Origin of the sequence: Pseudomonas rhizosphaerae (genome assembly GCF_000761155.1) — a bacterium.
Lineage (GTDB): Bacteria > Pseudomonadota > Gammaproteobacteria > Pseudomonadales > Pseudomonadaceae > Aquipseudomonas > Aquipseudomonas rhizosphaerae.
The window spans coordinates 403,124-419,015 of the sequence record NZ_CP009533.1; the positions used below are offsets into that span (position 1 = coordinate 403,124).

At 62.2% G+C, this 15,892-nt stretch carries 15 protein-coding genes; 9 read left to right on the forward strand and 6 right to left on the reverse strand.

Features of this window, described 5'->3' with window-relative positions:
- Positions 1-38: 38 nt before the first annotated feature.
- From LT40_RS01870 to ppsR, 6 genes are all read right to left on the reverse strand, one after another.
- Positions 39-773, reverse strand: coding sequence for a phosphoadenylyl-sulfate reductase (locus LT40_RS01870; RefSeq protein WP_043185745.1), 735 nt, complete (start codon positions 771-773; stop codon positions 39-41).
- An 82-nt stretch (positions 774-855) separates the two neighbouring features.
- A complete protein-coding gene (pabB, locus tag LT40_RS01875; protein ID WP_043185749.1) occupies positions 856-2,199 on the reverse strand; it encodes an aminodeoxychorismate synthase component I in 1,344 nt (447 codons plus the stop codon).
- 79 nt (positions 2,200-2,278) lie between these two features.
- Positions 2,279-3,265: an alpha-L-glutamate ligase-like protein gene (locus tag LT40_RS01880; RefSeq protein WP_043185752.1), complete on the reverse strand. Its 987-nt coding sequence runs from the start codon at positions 3,263-3,265 to the stop codon at positions 2,279-2,281.
- Positions 3,265-4,800, reverse strand: a complete 1,536-nt coding sequence (gene rloB / locus LT40_RS01885; protein WP_043185754.1) for an osmotic stress tolerance membrane protein RloB — start codon at positions 4,798-4,800, stop codon at positions 3,265-3,267. The genes LT40_RS01880 and rloB overlap by 1 nt, the downstream gene beginning before the upstream one ends.
- A gap of 5 nt (positions 4,801-4,805) precedes the next feature.
- Entirely contained in the window at positions 4,806-5,348 is a 543-nt protein-coding gene (gene rloA / locus LT40_RS01890; protein ID WP_043185757.1) for a retropepsin-like aspartic peptidase RloA, read from the reverse strand.
- Positions 5,349-5,545: 197 nt separating this feature from the next.
- A complete protein-coding gene (gene ppsR, locus LT40_RS01895; protein ID WP_043185761.1) occupies positions 5,546-6,364 on the reverse strand; it encodes a posphoenolpyruvate synthetase regulatory kinase/phosphorylase PpsR in 819 nt (272 codons plus the stop codon).
- A 172-nt stretch (positions 6,365-6,536) separates the two neighbouring features.
- Between ppsR and ppsA the strand changes: the two genes are divergently transcribed.
- The 9 genes from ppsA to LT40_RS01940 all read left to right on the forward strand — a co-directional run bounded on the left by ppsA (position 6,537) and on the right by LT40_RS01940 (position 15,817).
- A complete protein-coding gene (ppsA, locus tag LT40_RS01900) occupies positions 6,537-8,912 on the forward strand; it encodes a phosphoenolpyruvate synthase (RefSeq protein WP_043185764.1) in 2,376 nt (791 codons plus the stop codon).
- Between the two features lie 145 nt (positions 8,913-9,057).
- Complete coding sequence (locus LT40_RS01905) at positions 9,058-10,044, forward strand: alpha/beta fold hydrolase (RefSeq protein WP_043185767.1); 987 nt, start codon at positions 9,058-9,060, stop codon at positions 10,042-10,044.
- A gap of 84 nt (positions 10,045-10,128) precedes the next feature.
- Positions 10,129-10,614, forward strand: coding sequence for a ribonuclease E activity regulator RraA (gene rraA / locus LT40_RS01910; protein WP_043185772.1), 486 nt, complete (start codon positions 10,129-10,131; stop codon positions 10,612-10,614).
- 27 nt (positions 10,615-10,641) lie between these two features.
- Positions 10,642-11,637: a zinc transporter ZntB gene (locus LT40_RS01915; RefSeq protein WP_043185775.1), complete on the forward strand. Its 996-nt coding sequence runs from the start codon at positions 10,642-10,644 to the stop codon at positions 11,635-11,637.
- A 98-nt stretch (positions 11,638-11,735) separates the two neighbouring features.
- Positions 11,736-11,981: a hypothetical protein gene (locus tag LT40_RS01920; protein WP_043185778.1), complete on the forward strand. Its 246-nt coding sequence runs from the start codon at positions 11,736-11,738 to the stop codon at positions 11,979-11,981.
- A 3-nt stretch (positions 11,982-11,984) separates the two neighbouring features.
- Positions 11,985-12,809 carry a mechanosensitive ion channel family protein gene (locus LT40_RS01925; protein WP_043185781.1) on the forward strand — a complete coding sequence of 275 codons (825 nt, stop codon included), beginning with the start codon at positions 11,985-11,987 and terminating at the stop codon, positions 12,807-12,809.
- A gap of 103 nt (positions 12,810-12,912) precedes the next feature.
- Positions 12,913-13,503, forward strand: coding sequence for an RNA polymerase sigma factor SigX (gene sigX / locus LT40_RS01930; protein WP_084139702.1), 591 nt, complete (start codon positions 12,913-12,915; stop codon positions 13,501-13,503).
- A gap of 104 nt (positions 13,504-13,607) precedes the next feature.
- On the forward strand, positions 13,608-14,642 hold the full coding sequence (locus tag LT40_RS01935) for an OmpA family protein (RefSeq protein ID WP_043185785.1): 1,035 nt from the start codon (positions 13,608-13,610) through the stop codon (positions 14,640-14,642).
- Positions 14,643-14,788: 146 nt separating this feature from the next.
- On the forward strand, positions 14,789-15,817 hold the full coding sequence (locus tag LT40_RS01940; RefSeq protein ID WP_043185790.1) for a quinone-dependent dihydroorotate dehydrogenase: 1,029 nt from the start codon (positions 14,789-14,791) through the stop codon (positions 15,815-15,817).
- The last annotated feature ends 75 nt before the right edge of the window (positions 15,818-15,892 follow it).

Sequence of the window (15,892 nt, forward strand, 5' to 3'; positions counted from 1 at the left end):
GGGCTTGGCGCTTGGTAATCAGGGCTTGCTAATAATGGTCAGGTCTTGGCGATCAGGTTGCCGGCATGTAGCCCGCATTCCTTCTGAGTGGCTTCTTCCCACCACCAGCGCCCCTCGCGTTCGTGCTGGTTGGGCAATACCGGCCGCGTGCACGGCTCGCAGCCGATGCTGATGAAACCGCGCTCGTGCAGGCTGTTGTAGGGCAGTTCGAGCATGCGGATATAACCCCACACCTCTTCACTGCTCATCTGCGCCAAGGGGTTGAACTTGTACAGCGTGCGCTCGGGCGTCGAGAACGCGCCGTCCACTTCCACTGCCGCCACCTGGCTGCGGGTACCCGGGCTCTGGTCGCGCCGCTGGCCGGTGGCCCAGGCACTGACGGTCGAGAGCTTGCGCCGCAGCGGCTCGATCTTGCGGATGCCGCAGCATTCGCCGTGGCCATCGCGATAGAAGCTGAACAGGCCCTTTTCCTTGACGAAAGGGTCCAGCAAAGCGTTGTCCGGCGAGACCAGTTCAACGGTGATCTTGTAGTGCTCGCGCACCTGCTCGATGAATCGATAGGTTTCCGGGTGCAGGCGGCCGGTGTCCAGGCTGAATACCTTGACGTTCTTGTTCAGTTTCCAGGCCATGTCCACCAGCACCACGTCTTCGGCGCCACTGAAGGAAATCCAGAGGTCGTCGCCGAAGTGGGCGAAGGCGAGCTTGAGAATGTCCTGGGGGGACTTGTTCGCGTAGGTCGTCGCCATCTCGGCGACATCGAAGGGCTGGCTCATCAGGCGGCTTCCTGGTCAAAGTGGCGCTGGGCGCTCTATGTCGCGCAATGGTAACAAAAAACGCCGGGCGGCATGGCCGGGATCAGAGCCCGGCCAGGGTGTCCAGCAGCACCTGGACCTTGAAGATCGACTCTTCGTATTCGGCCTGCCACTGCGAGTCGGCCACGATGGCGCCGCCGCCCCAGCAGCAGACCTGATCGTCCTTGACCAGCAGCGTACGGATGGCGATGGAGCTGTCCATTTCGCCGCGCACATCCAGGTACAGCAACGAGCCGCAATAGATGGCACGCCGGGTCGGCTCTACCTCGTCGATGATCTGCATGGCGCGGATTTTCGGTGCGCCGGTGATCGAGCCACCGGGGAAGCTGCCAGCGATCAGGTCCAGGCAGTCCTTGTCCGCCGCCAGCTCACCGGTGACTGCGCTGACCATATGATGCACGTTGGGGTAGCTTTCCAGCGCGAACAGCTGCGGCACCCGTACCGAACCGATCCGGCAAGTGCGGCCCAGGTCGTTGCGCAGCAGGTCGACGATCATCAGGTTTTCCGAACGGTCCTTGGCGCTCGCCAACAGCTCGCGACCCTGGCGTGCGTCTTCCTCGGGGTCGAGGCTGCGGGGGCGGGTGCCCTTGATCGGCCGGGTTTCGACGTGACCTGCGCTGACCTTGATGAAGCGTTCCGGGGAAAAGCTCAACAGCGCCGCGCCGTCGGCCAACTGCAGATAGCCGGAAAACGGCGTGGAGCAGGCGGCGCGCACGGCTTGATAGGCCGTCCATGGATCGCCTGTGCAAGCCGCGCGAAAGCGCTGGGTCAGGTTGACCTGATAGCAGTCGCCGGCCTGGATGTAGGCCTGCACCGTGTCGAATGCCCCTCGGTACTGCTCCGGGGTCTGGTCCGGGGCCATCGGCGCATGCAGCCGGAAGGGCTGCGCGGCGAGCCGGGCCGGCTGGGCGAACAGGTCGACCAGGCGTTGCCGTTCCCGTGCATCGAGCGCGGGGTGGAACATCAGTCGGCTGGTCTGCAAGTGGTGATCGCTGATCAGCGCCCAGGCATACAGGCCAAGGCTGGCGTCGGGCAGGTCGAGGTCGTCGCGGTTGGGCTCTGGCAGTGTCTCCAGCCTGCGGCCGAAATCGTAGCTCAGGTAGCCGATCAAGCCGCCGGCGAACGGCAGCTCGCACCCCACAGGCAGTTGCGCTGGGCCCAATCCGGCGAGCGCGCGGCGCGCACGTTGCAGATACTGCTGGCCCGACTCGCCGGCCTGGGTGCCCAGGGTCTGCAGCGGCCAGGCGCTGATCAGGTCGAAACGGCCGCGCTGGGCAATCGGCTGCGCGCTGTCGAGCAGCACAGCGCCCGGCGCGTGGCGGACCGCAGCGAAATAGGGCGCCGGATCGGCCAGGTAGGGGAGAGCGTGAAGCGAGCAGGTTGGCATGGTCGGTCGGTGGCCAGTGACGGGGCTGGGATTGTAATGCACCCGGGCCGTGGGTGTGAGGGCGGCGTAGCGCCTGCCCTCAGGTCACCACGGCAGGCACGTGGCCGAACAGGGCTTGGACGAACCGCGTGCGCTCTTCTGCGGTTTCCGTGATGCCTTCGGCGGCCAGTTCTTCCAGGTGTTTTTCGACGGCTTGGGTGCGCAGGGTCAGGCCGCAGTCGTTGGCGATCTGGATGTTCAGGCCGGGACGGGCATTGAGCTCGAGGATCAACGGGCCTTTCTCCTGGTCCAGCACCATATCGACGCCGATGTAGCCCAGCCCGCACAGCTCGTAACAGCCGGCCGCCAGGCGCATGAAGCCGTCCCAGTTGGGCAGTTGCACGCCGTCCACCGCGTTGGTGGTGTCGGGGTGCTTGCTGATGATGTTGTTGAGCCAGGTACCGCGTAGGGTCACCCCGGTGGCCAGGTCGACGCCCACGCCGATGGCGCCCTGGTGCAGGTTGGCCTTGCCCCCCGATTGTCGGGTCGGCAGCCGCAGCATGGCCATGACCGGGTAGCCCATGAGCACGATGATGCGGATGTCCGGTACACCTTCGTAGCTGATGCTTTTGAAGATCTGGTCGGGGATTACCCGGTATTCGATCAGGGCACGGTCGCGGTGCCCACCCAGCGAATACAACCCGGTCAGGATGCTGGAAATCTGGTGCTCGATGTCGGCGCGGCTGATGATCTTGCCCGACACCGTGCGAAAGCGCTCCTCGAAGCGGTCCGCGACCACCAGGATGCCGTCACCGCCTGCGCCCTGGGCTGGCTTGACCACGAAGTCACTGCGCCCGCCGATGATCTCGTCCAGGCGATCGATCTGCTTTTCCGTGGAAATCACCCCGAACATTTCCGGCACATGGATGCCCGCTGCAATCGCCCGTTCCTTGGTGATGATCTTGTCATCGACGATGGGGTAGAGGCTGCGCCGGTTGTACTTGAGCACATAGTCGGCGTTACGCCGGTTGATCCCCATGATGCCGCGGGCTTCCAGCGCTTTCCAGGTCTTCCACAGGCCGAACATCAGGAGTCGCCCTGCTTGAGGAAGGCCTTGAAGCGCACCAGTTCGGTCAGGCGATAGCCACGGTAGCGGCCCATTGCAAGCATGAAGCCCACCAGGATCAACAGGATCGCCGGGAAGGTGAACACGAAGTACACAAGCTCCGGCACGCTCATCAACAGATGCGCCAGGGAGGCGGCGAACAGCGTGCCCACCGCGACTTTCAAGGCATGCCCGCTGCCGCGCTCTTCCCAGGTGATCGACAGGCGCTCGATGGTCATGGTCAGGATCACCATCGGGAACAGCGCCACCGACAGTCCGCGCTCCAGGCCCAGCTTGTGACTGAACAGGCTGATCGCGGCAATCAGCACCACGACGAAGGTGAGCACCACTGACAGCCTGGGCAGCATCTGCAGCTTCAGATGTTCCAGGTAGGAGCGCAGCGACAGCCCCAGCGCAGTGATCACCGTAAACAGGATGATGCCGAAGCCCAATTGGGTTTCGCGGAACGCCAGGGCGATCAGCACCGGCGTGAAGGTGCCCAGGGTCTGGATGCCGATCAGGTTGCGCAGGATCAGAATGACCAGCACACCGATCGGGATCATCACCATGATCATGAAGGTTTGCTGGGTCTGCAGCGGCAGGCCGTAGAGGCTGTACTCGAGAAAATCGGCGTCGGTGTTTTCGTCGGTCAGCTTGGCCAGGCGAATGGCGTTCATTTCGCTGTTGTTCATGGTGAAGGTCACGGTTGCCTTGCGCCCGCCCTCGACGCTGACCAGATTCTCGTCGCCCGTCCACCACAACAGGCGATCCTCGGGCAGGCCCTGCTCGCCGGTGTCCGGGTTGAAGTACAGCCAGTCGCTGCCGTTGAAGCTGCGCAGCCACAGTTCCGGCGTCTGCGCCTGGTCGGCGAGCAGGCGCACGGTATGGACCTTTTCCATCGGCACGTGGGCGATGGACAGCAGCAGATCGATGATCCGCGCCTTGTGCAATGTCGAGGTGTCACCGGCCAGCAACAGCTTGACGTTGTCGTCGGCCAGGTTGTTGACCCGCTTGATGGTTTCGCCGACGAAGGTTTCGACGTCGGCCGAATGCTGGCGAATGGGTGCCAGCAAGGCTTCGGCGGCGATCTTCTCCGGGCCTTCCACGGCCAGGCTGTCACGGAAGATCGGCCCCTTGACCTTGAGCTTTTCGCCGCTGTAGCGCTTGGTCAGCACCAGGCGGTAGTACAGCGTCTGGTTGCCCGAAGCACGCCGCGCCGACCAGGTCACCTTGCGGTTGCCGTCCAGCCGGTTGACGCTGACCCCGTAGTTGTTGGAGATGAAGCTCTCGTTGAGGCTCACGTAGTCGCGGCTCAGCGGCGGCACGAACATCTGCACCTTCACCGGGTCCTTGGCGCTGGCAACGAACTCGACCTTGGCATCGATGTTCCACAGGTCGTCGGTCTCGTCTTCGGTCACCGGGATGCCGAGTACCAGAATCTGATAGGCGGTAATGGCGATGCCCAGGGCCACCAGCGCGGTGATCAGGATCTTCAAGTGCAGGGTTAAAGCGCGCATTGAAATTACTCTGCGATTGTGGCGACAGTGGCGCAGGCGGGTTTGCCGGCAGCGTGTTTGCGGCTGGGGTCGACCAGCGCATCGAAGCGGGTGAGCGCGTCGGAGCCGATCAGGAGCGGGTAGTCAAATGCGGTACGGTCGGTGAGGTTGACCTCGATGCGCCGTTGGGTATTGCCCATGCACACGTCCAGTTCGATCACCGGCCGCTGGGTGTGGGTCTTGCGTTCCCGGTCACTGCATTCGCAGTCATCGGCCCGGCGCTTGATGGAGCTGACCCGCACCAGTGGCCGTTCGATGGGATGGGAATGGGCATTGTCGATGGCCAGATAGAAGCGTACCCAGCGTTCGCCGTTGCGCTTGAAGCGCTTGATGTCGCGGGCACTGAGCGAGGCGGTCAGGGCGCCGGTGTCGAGCTTGGCCGGCACCTGCAAGTTGATGTCGGTCAGCTGCGCGTATTCGTTCAAGCCGTAGGTGGTCTTTTCGGCGGCCAGGCTCAGGCCCGGAATGAACAGGAGGCTAAGCAGGCGGGAGAGGGGCTTGAGAGTCATGAATTGAAATTATGAATACCGAATCGGGCGCCGCGAAAACGCATCGCGGCTGGCAGGAAGGAAGCGCCGCATTCTAGCACGGTGCTTTTCGGGCACGATGCTTTCGTGCCGCCAGCGCAGGCACTACCAGGCGAGGCCTTGGAGTGCGAAGCGATCCAGAAGTTCGCCACGCGCTCGCGTGGCAAGCCTGGCGATAGCTATTTGAAACGCCGTTCCACGCCTTTTTCGACGAGGATCTTGGCGGAAATTTCTTCCACGGAAAAATGCGTCGAGTCGATATTGGGAATGTTCTCGCGGCGAAACAGCCCTTCCACCTCGCGCACCTCGAACTCGCACTGGGCGAAGCTGGCGTAGCGGCTGTTGGGCTTGCGTTCGTGACGGATCGCAGTCAACCGGTCGGGGTCGATGGTCAGGCCGAACAGCTTGTGCTGATGGGCCCTGAGCGCAGGTGGCAACTGCAGGCGCTCCATGTCGTCCTCGGTCAGCGGGTAGTTGGCGGCACGGATGCCGAACTGCATGGCCATGTACAGGCAGGTCGGGGTTTTGCCGCAGCGCGAAACGCCTACCAGTATCAGGTCGGCCTTGTCGTAGTAGTGGGTTCGTGCACCGTCGTCGTTGTCCAGGGCAAAGTTGACCGCTTCGATGCGTTCCATGTAGTTGGCGTTGTGGGCAATGGAGTGTGACTTGCCGACCGAATACGAGGAATGCGCGCTGAGTTCCATTTCCAGCGGGGCAAGAAAGGTCGAAAAGATATCGATCATGAAGCCGTTGGACGTGGCCAGGATCTCGCGGATGTCCTGATTGACGATGGTGTCGAAGATGATCGGTCGCACGCCGTCCTTGTCAGCGCAGTTATTGATTTGCTGTACCATGGCCCGAGCCTTGTCCACGCTGTCGATATAGGGCCGCGTGAACTTGCTGAAGGTAATGTTTTCGAACTGCGCCAGTAGACTTTGCCCCAGCGTTTCGGCGGTAATGCCGGTACCGTCGGAGATGAAGAATGCAGATCGTTTCATTGTGCGCCCCGGCCCTTAAGCAACTGACGATTCTTGGATATGATAGGCCCGATTGATGGCCAACATTGCCAGGCATTCTCGTTCATTTCCCGGGCTGCGGCCACAGCCCCCGTGTGCGTTCATTCGCGCCGGGCACCCGAGCTTTTCCAACCCAGTCAGTGGAGAGATCACCTTGGTAGAGTACGTAGTTTCCCTCGATAAGCTTGGTAATAATGATGTGGAACACGTGGGGGGCAAGAACGCGTCCCTGGGCGAGATGATCAGCAACCTGGCCGGTGCCGGCGTGTCGGTCCCCGGCGGCTTTGCCACCACTGCCCAGGCCTATCGCGATTTCCTCGAGCTCAGTGGCCTCAACGAGCAGATCCACGCCGCCCTCGACGCCTTGGACGTGGACGACGTCAACGCCCTGGCCCGCACCGGCGCGCAGATCCGCCAGTGGGTCATGGAGGCCGAGTTCCCCGAGCGTCTCAACGAAGAGATCCGCATCGCCTTCGCCGAACTTTCCAAAGGCAACCCGGACATTGCCGTGGCCGTGCGCTCGTCGGCCACCGCCGAAGACCTGCCCGATGCTTCCTTTGCCGGTCAGCAGGAAACCTTCCTCAATATCCGTGGCGTCGAGAACGTCATTCGTGCGGCCAAGGAAGTCTTCGCCTCGCTGTTCAACGACCGTGCCATTGCCTACCGCGTGCACCAGGGCTTCGACCACAAGCTGGTCGCCCTGTCGGCCGGCGTGCAGCGCATGGTGCGCTCGGAAACCGGTACCGCAGGGGTGATGTTCACCTTGGACACCGAGTCCGGGTTTCGCGACGTGGTGTTCATCACCGGCGCCTATGGCCTGGGCGAAACCGTGGTGCAGGGCGCGGTCAACCCCGACGAGTTCTATGTCCACAAGAACACCCTGGAAGCCGGGCGTCCGGCGATCCTGCGGCGCAACCTGGGCAGCAAGGCGATCAAGATGGTCTACGGCGACGAAGCCCGCGCCGGTCGTTCGGTCAAGGTGGTGGATGTCGACAAGGCCGAACGTGCACGCTTCTGCCTGACCGATGCACAGGTCAGCGAGCTGGCCAAGCAGGCCATGATCATCGAGAAGCACTACGGCCGCCCCATGGACATCGAATGGGCCCAGGACGGCGACGACGGCCAGTTGTACATCGTTCAGGCACGGCCCGAGACGGTCAAGAGCCGCTCCAGTGCCAACGTCATGGAACGCTACCTGCTCAAGGAAAAGGGCACCGTGCTGGTCGAAGGCCGGGCCATCGGCCAGCGCATCGGCGCCGGCAAGGTGCGCATCATTCACGACGTTTCCGAAATGGATAAGGTCCAGGCCGGCGACGTGCTGGTTTCCGACATGACCGACCCGGACTGGGAACCGGTCATGAAGCGCGCCAGCGCCATCGTCACCAACCGCGGCGGGCGCACCTGCCACGCGGCGATCATCGCCCGTGAACTGGGCATTCCTGCGGTGGTGGGCTGCGGCAACGCCACCCAGTTACTCAAGGACGGGCAGGGCGTGACCGTTTCCTGCGCCGAGGGCGACACCGGCTTCATCTTCGAAGGCGAACTGGGCTTCGACATCAAGCAGAATTCGGTCGATGCCATGCCCGAGCTGCCGTTCAAGATCATGATGAACGTCGGCAACCCGGATCGCGCCTTCGATTTCGCCCAGTTGCCCAACGCCGGCGTCGGCCTGGCGCGCCTCGAATTCATCATCAACCGCATGATCGGCGTGCACCCCAAGGCGCTGCTCAACTACGACACCCTGACGCCGGACATCAAGGACAGCGTCGACAAGCGCGTGGCCGGCTACAGCGACCCGGTGAATTTCTACGTCGACAAGCTGGTCGAGGGCATCAGCACCCTGGCGGCGGCCTTCTGGCCGAAGAAGGTCATCGTGCGCCTGTCCGACTTCAAGTCCAACGAATACGCCAACCTGATCGGCGGCAAGCTCTACGAACCCGAGGAAGAAAACCCAATGCTGGGCTTCCGCGGGGCATCGCGCTACATCAGCGAGTCGTTCCGCGACTGCTTCGAGCTCGAATGCCGGGCAATGAAGCGGGTACGCAACGACATGGGCCTGACCAACGTCGAGATCATGGTGCCGTTCGTGCGCACCTTGGGCGAAGCGTCGCAGGTGATCGACCTGCTCGCCGAGAACGGCCTGGCCCGCGGCGAAAACGGCCTGCGTATCATCATGATGTGCGAGTTGCCGTCCAACGCCATCCTGGCCGACGAATTCCTCGAGTTCTTCGACGGCTTCTCGATCGGCTCCAACGACCTGACCCAGTTGACCCTGGGCCTGGACCGCGACTCGGGGATCATCGCCCACCTGTTCGACGAGCGTAACCCGGCAGTGAAGAAGCTTCTGGCCAACGCCATCCAGGCATGCAACAAGGCCGGCAAGTACATCGGTATCTGTGGCCAGGGCCCGTCCGACCATCCCGACCTGGCCAAGTGGCTGATGGAGCAGGGCATCGAGAGCGTGTCGCTCAACCCCGACTCGGTCCTGGAAACCTGGTTCTTCCTGGCTGAAAAGGAGAGTGTGATCTAAGCGCTGCGTCATCCTTCACAGCCACCGGTCCCCCGTAGCAGCGGCGCAAGCCGCGTAGCTTTTGATTTGCCTTTGAAAAGCAAGATCAAAAGCTACGCGGCTTGCGCCGCTGCTACGGTTCCATTCATTCAGATGCAAGAGCCCTATGCAAAGCAGCAGTACCCTCTTTCCCGTCGCGCTGCTGAGTGCCGAGCGTCGCGGCGACCTCAGTGAAGACATCTACCGCATCAAGGCCGCCAACAGTCCCGACCCCAGCGTCGAGCTGGCATTGACGCGCTTGGGCCTGGCCGATCAACCAGGCGCTCGCGGGGTACCGGTGATTCTTTTGCATGGCAGTTTTTCCAACCGGCGCTTCTGGTACTCGCCCAAGGGTATCGGCTTGGGGCCCTGGCTGGCACGCCGTGGCTTCGACGTGTGGATCGCCGAAATGCGCGGGCACGGCCTATCGCCGCGCAACCAGCATTACGTCAGCAACACCGTGGCCGACTATGCCCGGTACGATCTGCCGGTGATCGGTGCGTTCGTCGCCGAGGTCAGCGCCCAGACGCCGCACTGGGTCGGGCATTCGCTCGGCGGCATCACCTTGGCGGCGGCCCTGGGCGGCGGCTATCTGCAAGGCGATCTGGCTGCCTCGGCGGCCCTGTTCGGCGCGCAGGTCAGCCGTCGTCACTGGCAATTGCGAATCCCGCCGCTGAACTGGGCTGCGCGTCGTTTGCTCAAGCGCTACCCGCACATTTCCGGCGCCCGGCTCAAGCGCGGCCCTGAAGACGAACCCGTAGGCGTCGGCCTGGAATGGCTGCGCTGGAAAGGCCTGTTCGGCCGCTTCGGCGACAGCCAACGTGACTGGTGGGAAGGGCTGCACGAGGTGAAGCTGCCGATCCTGGCCGTGGCCGCGGCAGGTGACCAGCAGGATCCGAGTTGGGCCTGCCGGGATCTCTTCGAGCAGTTTGCCGGCAGCCACAATCAGTTCGTCGATCTGGGCCGCAGCCAAGGTTTCAGCGACGACTTCGACCATGTGCGCATGCTGGTCAGCCCGCAGGCACAGGCCGAGGTCTGGCCGCTGGTCGGCACTTGGCTGAGCGACCCCTACCGACCACTGCTGCCTGGCACGACGCCGTTGGCGGCAACTTGAGCATGGTCTAGGCTGTGGTGGCCGCGCCGCGTACGGCGCAGGCTTCTGGCTCTTGCAGCCGCCATCCGCCCCAGGAGCAATGCCATGCACTATCTGACCCCCGACCTGTGCGACGCCTACCCCGACGTCGAAGTGCTCGAACCGATGTTCAGCAATTTCGGCGGCCGTGATTCCTTCGGCGGCCAGATCGTCACCATCAAGACCTTCGAAGACAACTCGCGGGTCCGCGAACAGGTCACCCTGGATGGCACCGGCAAGGTGCTGGTGGTCGACGGTGGCGGGTCGCTGCGCAAGGCGCTGCTGGGCGACATGCTCGCGCAGAAGGCCGCCGAGAACGGCTGGGAAGGCCTCGTCATCTATGGCTGCGTGCGCGACGTAGACATGCTGGCGCAAACCGATGTCGGTGTTCAGGCCCTGGCCAGCCACCCGATGCCCACCGTCAAGCGTGGTCTGGGCGACCTCGACGTGAAGGTCAGCTTCGCCGGGGTGACGTTCGTGCCCGGCCACTATCTGTATGCCGACAACAACGGCATCATCGTCTCGCCAGAGGCGCTGACCATGCCTGAATGAAGATTTTCCATCAGTAGCGGGGATACGATGTTCGAGGAAGAAAACGCGCAATGGGGGCTGGTGCATGCCCTGGTGCTGGACGGCAAAGGCGGCGCGCGCTCGATTGCCCGGACCGAAATCGACGAATTGCAGCTGCAGCCTCACCAGAGCCTGTGGCTGCACTGGGACCGCAGCCACCCCCAGACCCGCAGCTGGTTGCGCAGCAGCAGCGGACTGAGCGAATTCAGCTGCGACCTGCTGCTCGAGGAAAACACCCGTCCGCGCCTCGTGCCGCTGCCGGACGACGAACTGTTGCTGTTCCTGCGCGGGGTCAATCTCAACCCCGGCGCCGAACCGGAAGACATGGTCTCGGTGCGCATCTTCGCCCAGGCCCAGCGCATCATTTCCCTGCGCCTGCGACCGCTGCGCGCGACCGACGACCTGCTCGAGCAGTTTGCGGCGTGCAAGGGCCCCAAGACCGCGTCCGAGCTGATTCTCTATCTGGCCCAGCACCTGACCGAAAAGGTTCAGGCATTGGTCGAAGGCCTCTCCGAAACCGTCGATCTGGAAGAAGACAAGCTCGATGCCGACGAGCGGTACACGCCCGAGCATGGCAGCATTCTGCAGCTGCGACGTCGTGCCGCAGGGCTGCGACGATTCCTGGCGCCGCAACGTGATATCTATGGCCAGCTGGCGCGCAACAAGGTGCCCTGGTTCGTCGACGATGACGCCGACTACTGGAACGAGCTGAACAACAGCCTGACCCGCTACCTGGAAGAGCTCGAACTGGCGCGCGAGCGCGTCGGGCTGGTGCTCGAGGCCGAAGACCGGCGCCAGAGCGAGCGCATGAACCGCACCATGTACCGCTTCGGGGTGATTACCGGGATCTTCCTGCCCATGAGTTTTCTGACTGGCCTGCTGGGCATCAACGTCGGCGGGATTCCCGGTGCCGACAACCCCTATGGGTTCACCATGGCCTGCGGCTTGATGGTGGCAGTGGCGCTGGGGCAATGGTTGTTGTTCCGACGCTTGCGCTGGGTCTGAGCCAGAATTTAACCTCTGCTCGAGGTGGCCGTAACTGACCGGTGAATGTGACTCACTGTTGAACGGTCTCGTCTTTGAATGAAATTCGCGAGGTGTGCATGCCTGATCCGTTCGAAGAATCCCTGCGAGACATGCTCAATGCCCAGGCGCCAGGTCGTGACGATCACGCCGCGCTGGGGCGAGTGCTCAAGACCGCCAACCGACAAGTCGGCGCGGGCGACCTCTTCAGCCTGATGGGGCGCTGGGGGCAGGCGTTCATGATTGCGGTGAACAGTGGTTCGGCGAATATCGCGCCGGTGTCGCGTCGTAAAAACTCTGCCGCTGCTGCGGATAAGGCTGATTGATCAATGGAACTGGATCCCTGGACCCAAAGCCTGGTAGCGGCGATGACTGCCTTGTGGACCAAGGTTGCCAACTTCATCCCCAACCTCTTCGGAGCGCTGGTTGTGGTGATATTGGGTTTCCTGGTGGCCAAGCTGCTGGATACCTTGTTGTCCAAATTGCTGGCCAAGTTCGGCCTCGACCGCCTGATGGCCGGTACGGGCCTGACCAAGCTGCTGGGCAGGGGCGGCCTCAAGGTGCCGATCTCCACCCTGATCGGCAAGATCGTTTACTGGTTCGTGCTGTTGATCTTCCTGGTGTCGGCTGCCGAGTCACTGGGTTTGCAGCGGGTATCGGCCACATTGGACATGCTGGCGCTGTACCTGCCGAAGGTGTTCGGCGCAGCCCTGGTGCTGCTGGTGGGCGTACTGCTGGCGCAGCTGGTCAATGGCGTGGTGCGCGGCGCGGCCGAGGGAGTCGGGCTCGACTATGCAGCTGGCTTGGGACGGGTGGCACAGTGGCTGGTGATCATCATCAGCATTTCGGTGGCGATCAGTCAGCTCGAGGTCAAGACCGACCTGTTGAACCACGTCATCGTCATCGTCTTGATTACCGTTGGTCTGGCCGCAGCCTTGGCGATGGGGCTGGGTAGCCGACAAATAGCCAGTCAGATAATGGCCGGGATCTACGTACGGGAAATGTTCCAGGTCGGCCAGCAGGTGCAGATTGGCGAGGTCGAGGGGCAGATCGAGGCGATCGGTACAGTGAAGACAACGGTGCTGACCGACGACGGCGAGCTGGTCTCGATGTCCAACCGGGAGCTGCTGGAACAGCGGGTGAGTAGCCGATAGGTCAACGTTTTGCTAATGTATGCCGCCGCAAAAAGGCTGAGCGATCATGCCGTGGCGGACAATGACCTGACTTTCGGGGAACTGACCTTCGGGCCGACCTGTTTTGAATAAAGTACATACGCTGCCCGTGCGCTACGACCCCCGCGAGCTCTCTGACGAGGAGTTGGTGGCGCGTTCGCACGAGGAGCTGTTCCATGTCACGCGGGCGTATGAAGAGCTGATGCGTCGCTACCAGCGAACCCTTTTCAACGTTTGCGCAAGATATTTAGGGAACGATCGTGATGCTGACGATGTCTGTCAGGAAGTGATGTTGAAGGTGCTGTACGGGCTAAAGAATTTCGAGGGTAAGTCGAAATTCAAGACGTGGCTCTACAGCATCACCTATAACGAATGCATCACGCAGTACAGGAAGGAAAGGCGTAAGCGCCGCTTGATGGATGCCTTGAGTCTCGATCCGCTCGAGGAGGCATCCGAAGAGAAGGCGCCCAAGCAGGAGGAGCGCGGTGGTCTCGACCGTTGGCTGGTGTTCGTGAATCCGATCGATCGGGAAATCCTGGTGCTGCGATTCGTCGCGGAGCTGGAGTTCCAGGAGATCGCCGACATCATGCACATGGGCCTGAGCGCCACCAAAATGCGGTATAAGCGGGCCTTAGATAAGCTCCGCGATAAATTTGCAGACCTGTCCGAAACTTAGTTCGGCGCAAAGGTCTCTAACGTATCGGCAAGGTCTGCTAGACTTGTCGTCGAGCTGCCCCTGGATTAGGGGCGCTTAACAATCACCAGATGGGGATTTAACGGATGAAACTGAAAAACACCTTGGGCCTTGCCATTGGTTCTCTTGTTGCCGTGACTTCGTTCGGCGTATTGGCACAAGGCCAAGGCGCAGTCGAGGTGGAAGGCTTCGCCAAGAAGTACATGACTGACAGCGCCCGTGACTACAAGAACGACGGCAACCTGTTCGGTGGCTCGATTGGCTACTTCCTGACCGACGACGTTGAACTGGCTCTGTCCTACGACGAAGTCCACAACATCCGTAGCGATGCTGGCAAGAACATCAAGGGCTCCGACGCTGCCCTGGACGCTTTCTACCACTTCGGTACTCCAGGCGCTGGCCTGCGTCCGTACGTCTCCGCTGGTTTCGCACACCAGAGCATTGGCCAGGATCGCGGTGGTCGTGACCACTCCACCCTCGCCAAACTGGGCGGCGGCGCCAAGTACTACTTCACCGAGAACTTCTACGCCCGTGCCGGCGTTGAAGCTCTGTACAACATCGACAAGGGCGACACCGAGTGGGCTCCTGCCGTCGGCGTTGGTGTGAACTTCGGTGGCGGCTCCAAGCCTGCTCCAGTCGCTGCTCCAGCTCCAGTAGCTGAAGTTTGCGCTGACTCCGACAACGACGGCGTCTGCGACAACGTCGACAAGTGCCCTGACACCCCTGCCAACGTTACCGTTGACGCTGATGGCTGCCCAGCCGTTGCCGAAACCGTTCGCGTTGAGCTGGACGTCAAGTTCGACTTCGACAAGTCGGTCGTGAAGACCAACAGCTATGGCGACATCAAGAACCTGGCTGACTTCATGAAGCAGTACCCACAGACCACCACCACTGTTGAAGGTCACACTGACTCCGTCGGTCCTGACGCTTACAACCAGAAGCTGTCCGAGCGTCGCGCTGCTGCTGTCAAGCAAGTGCTGACCGGTCAGTACGGTGTTGAATCCAACCGCGTTCAGTCGGTTGGCTACGGCGAAACCCGCCCAGTGGCTGACAACGCCACTGACGCTGGCCGCGCTGTAAACCGTCGCGTAGAAGCTGAAGTAGAAGCTCAAGCTAAGTAATTAGCGACCGCTTCAACGAAAAGCCCGGCTCAGGCCGGGCTTTTCTTTGCCTGCGATTTGGTGGTGGGCACGCGTGCCATACCTAACCGAGCCCGAATCTGGCACAATTGCAGCCCTCAATCGCTTCCTCCGAGCCAAGCCCGCCTATGTACAATCTGGCCCGCCAGCTGCTGTTCAAACTGTCTGCAGAAACCTCCCACGACCTGTCCCTGGACCTGATCGGCGCAGGTGGCCGCCTGGGCCTCAATGGCCTGCTCGCCAAGCCACCGGCACGCTTGCCGGTCACGGTGATGGGCCTGCATTTCGACAACCCGGTTGGGCTGGCGGCAGGGTTGGACAAGAACGGTGCGGCCATCGATGGCTTTGCGCAGTTGGGCTTCGGTTCAGTTGAAATTGGCACCGTGACCCCACGTTCACAGCCGGGCAACCCCAAGCCCCGCCTGTTTCGCCTGCCGCAGGCCACTGCGATCATCAATCGCATGGGCTTCAACAACCTGGGCGTCGACAACCTGGTGGAGCGCGTGAAAGCCGCGAAGTACCGCGGTGTACTGGGTATCAACATTGGCAAGAACCTGACGACCCCCGTCGAGCAGGCCGTGGATGACTACCTGATCTGCCTGAACAAGGTCTACGATCACGCCAGCTACATCACCGTCAACATCAGCTCGCCCAATACCGCCGGCCTACGCAGCCTGCAGTTCGGCGACTCGCTCAAGCAACTGCTCGACACCCTGGCCGAACGCCGGGTGGTGTTGACTGGCCAGAGCGGTCGTCACGTTCCCCTGGCGATCAAGATCGCCCCCGACATGAGTGACGAAGAAACCGCGCTGGTGGCTCAGGCGCTGGTCGATGCGGGGATGGATGCGGTGATCGCTACCAACACCACGCTCGGCCGGGCAGGGGTCGAGGGGCTCGTGCATGGGGACGAAGCTGGGGGGCTGTCAGGGGCGCCGGTGCGCGAACAGAGCACGCACATCGTCAAGGTGCTGGCGCAAACCCTCAATGGCAAGTTGCCGATCATTGCGGCTGGGGGTATCACCGAAGGCGGGCATGCGGCTGAAAAGATCGCCGCCGGTGCCAGTCTGGTGCAGATTTATTCGGGTTTCATCTACAAGGGGCCGGCGTTGATCCGGGAATCGGTGGATGCCATCGCGGCGCTGCAGGCAACTCGCTGAATCCCGGCGCGAAAGGGGCCTCGTCAAGAGGCCCCTGGGCGCTAGCCCGCCGCCCTGGTTGGGCGTGCATGGTGA

Bases quoted from the DNA above. Each gene is read 5' to 3' on its own strand.
- LT40_RS01870 (WP_043185745.1), bottom strand. From the start codon at position 773: ATGAGCCAGCCCTTCGATGTCGCCGAGATGGCGACGACCTACGCGAAC.
- pabB (WP_043185749.1), bottom strand. From the start codon at position 2,199: ATGCCAACCTGCTCGCTTCACGCTCTCCCCTACCTGGCCGATCCGGCG.
- LT40_RS01880 (WP_043185752.1), bottom strand. From the start codon at position 3,265: ATGTTCGGCCTGTGGAAGACCTGGAAAGCGCTGGAAGCCCGCGGCATC.
- rloB (WP_043185754.1), bottom strand. From the start codon at position 4,800: ATGCGCGCTTTAACCCTGCACTTGAAGATCCTGATCACCGCGCTGGTG.
- rloA (WP_043185757.1), bottom strand. From the start codon at position 5,348: ATGACTCTCAAGCCCCTCTCCCGCCTGCTTAGCCTCCTGTTCATTCCG.
- ppsR (WP_043185761.1), bottom strand. From the start codon at position 6,364: ATGAAACGATCTGCATTCTTCATCTCCGACGGTACCGGCATTACCGCC.
- LT40_RS01905 (WP_043185767.1), top strand. From the start codon at position 9,058: ATGCAAAGCAGCAGTACCCTCTTTCCCGTCGCGCTGCTGAGTGCCGAG.
- rraA (WP_043185772.1), top strand. From the start codon at position 10,129: ATGCACTATCTGACCCCCGACCTGTGCGACGCCTACCCCGACGTCGAA.
- LT40_RS01915 (WP_043185775.1), top strand. From the start codon at position 10,642: ATGTTCGAGGAAGAAAACGCGCAATGGGGGCTGGTGCATGCCCTGGTG.
- LT40_RS01920 (WP_043185778.1), top strand. From the start codon at position 11,736: ATGCCTGATCCGTTCGAAGAATCCCTGCGAGACATGCTCAATGCCCAG.
- LT40_RS01925 (WP_043185781.1), top strand. From the start codon at position 11,985: ATGGAACTGGATCCCTGGACCCAAAGCCTGGTAGCGGCGATGACTGCC.
- LT40_RS01935 (WP_043185785.1), top strand. From the start codon at position 13,608: ATGAAACTGAAAAACACCTTGGGCCTTGCCATTGGTTCTCTTGTTGCC.
- LT40_RS01940 (WP_043185790.1), top strand. From the start codon at position 14,789: ATGTACAATCTGGCCCGCCAGCTGCTGTTCAAACTGTCTGCAGAAACC.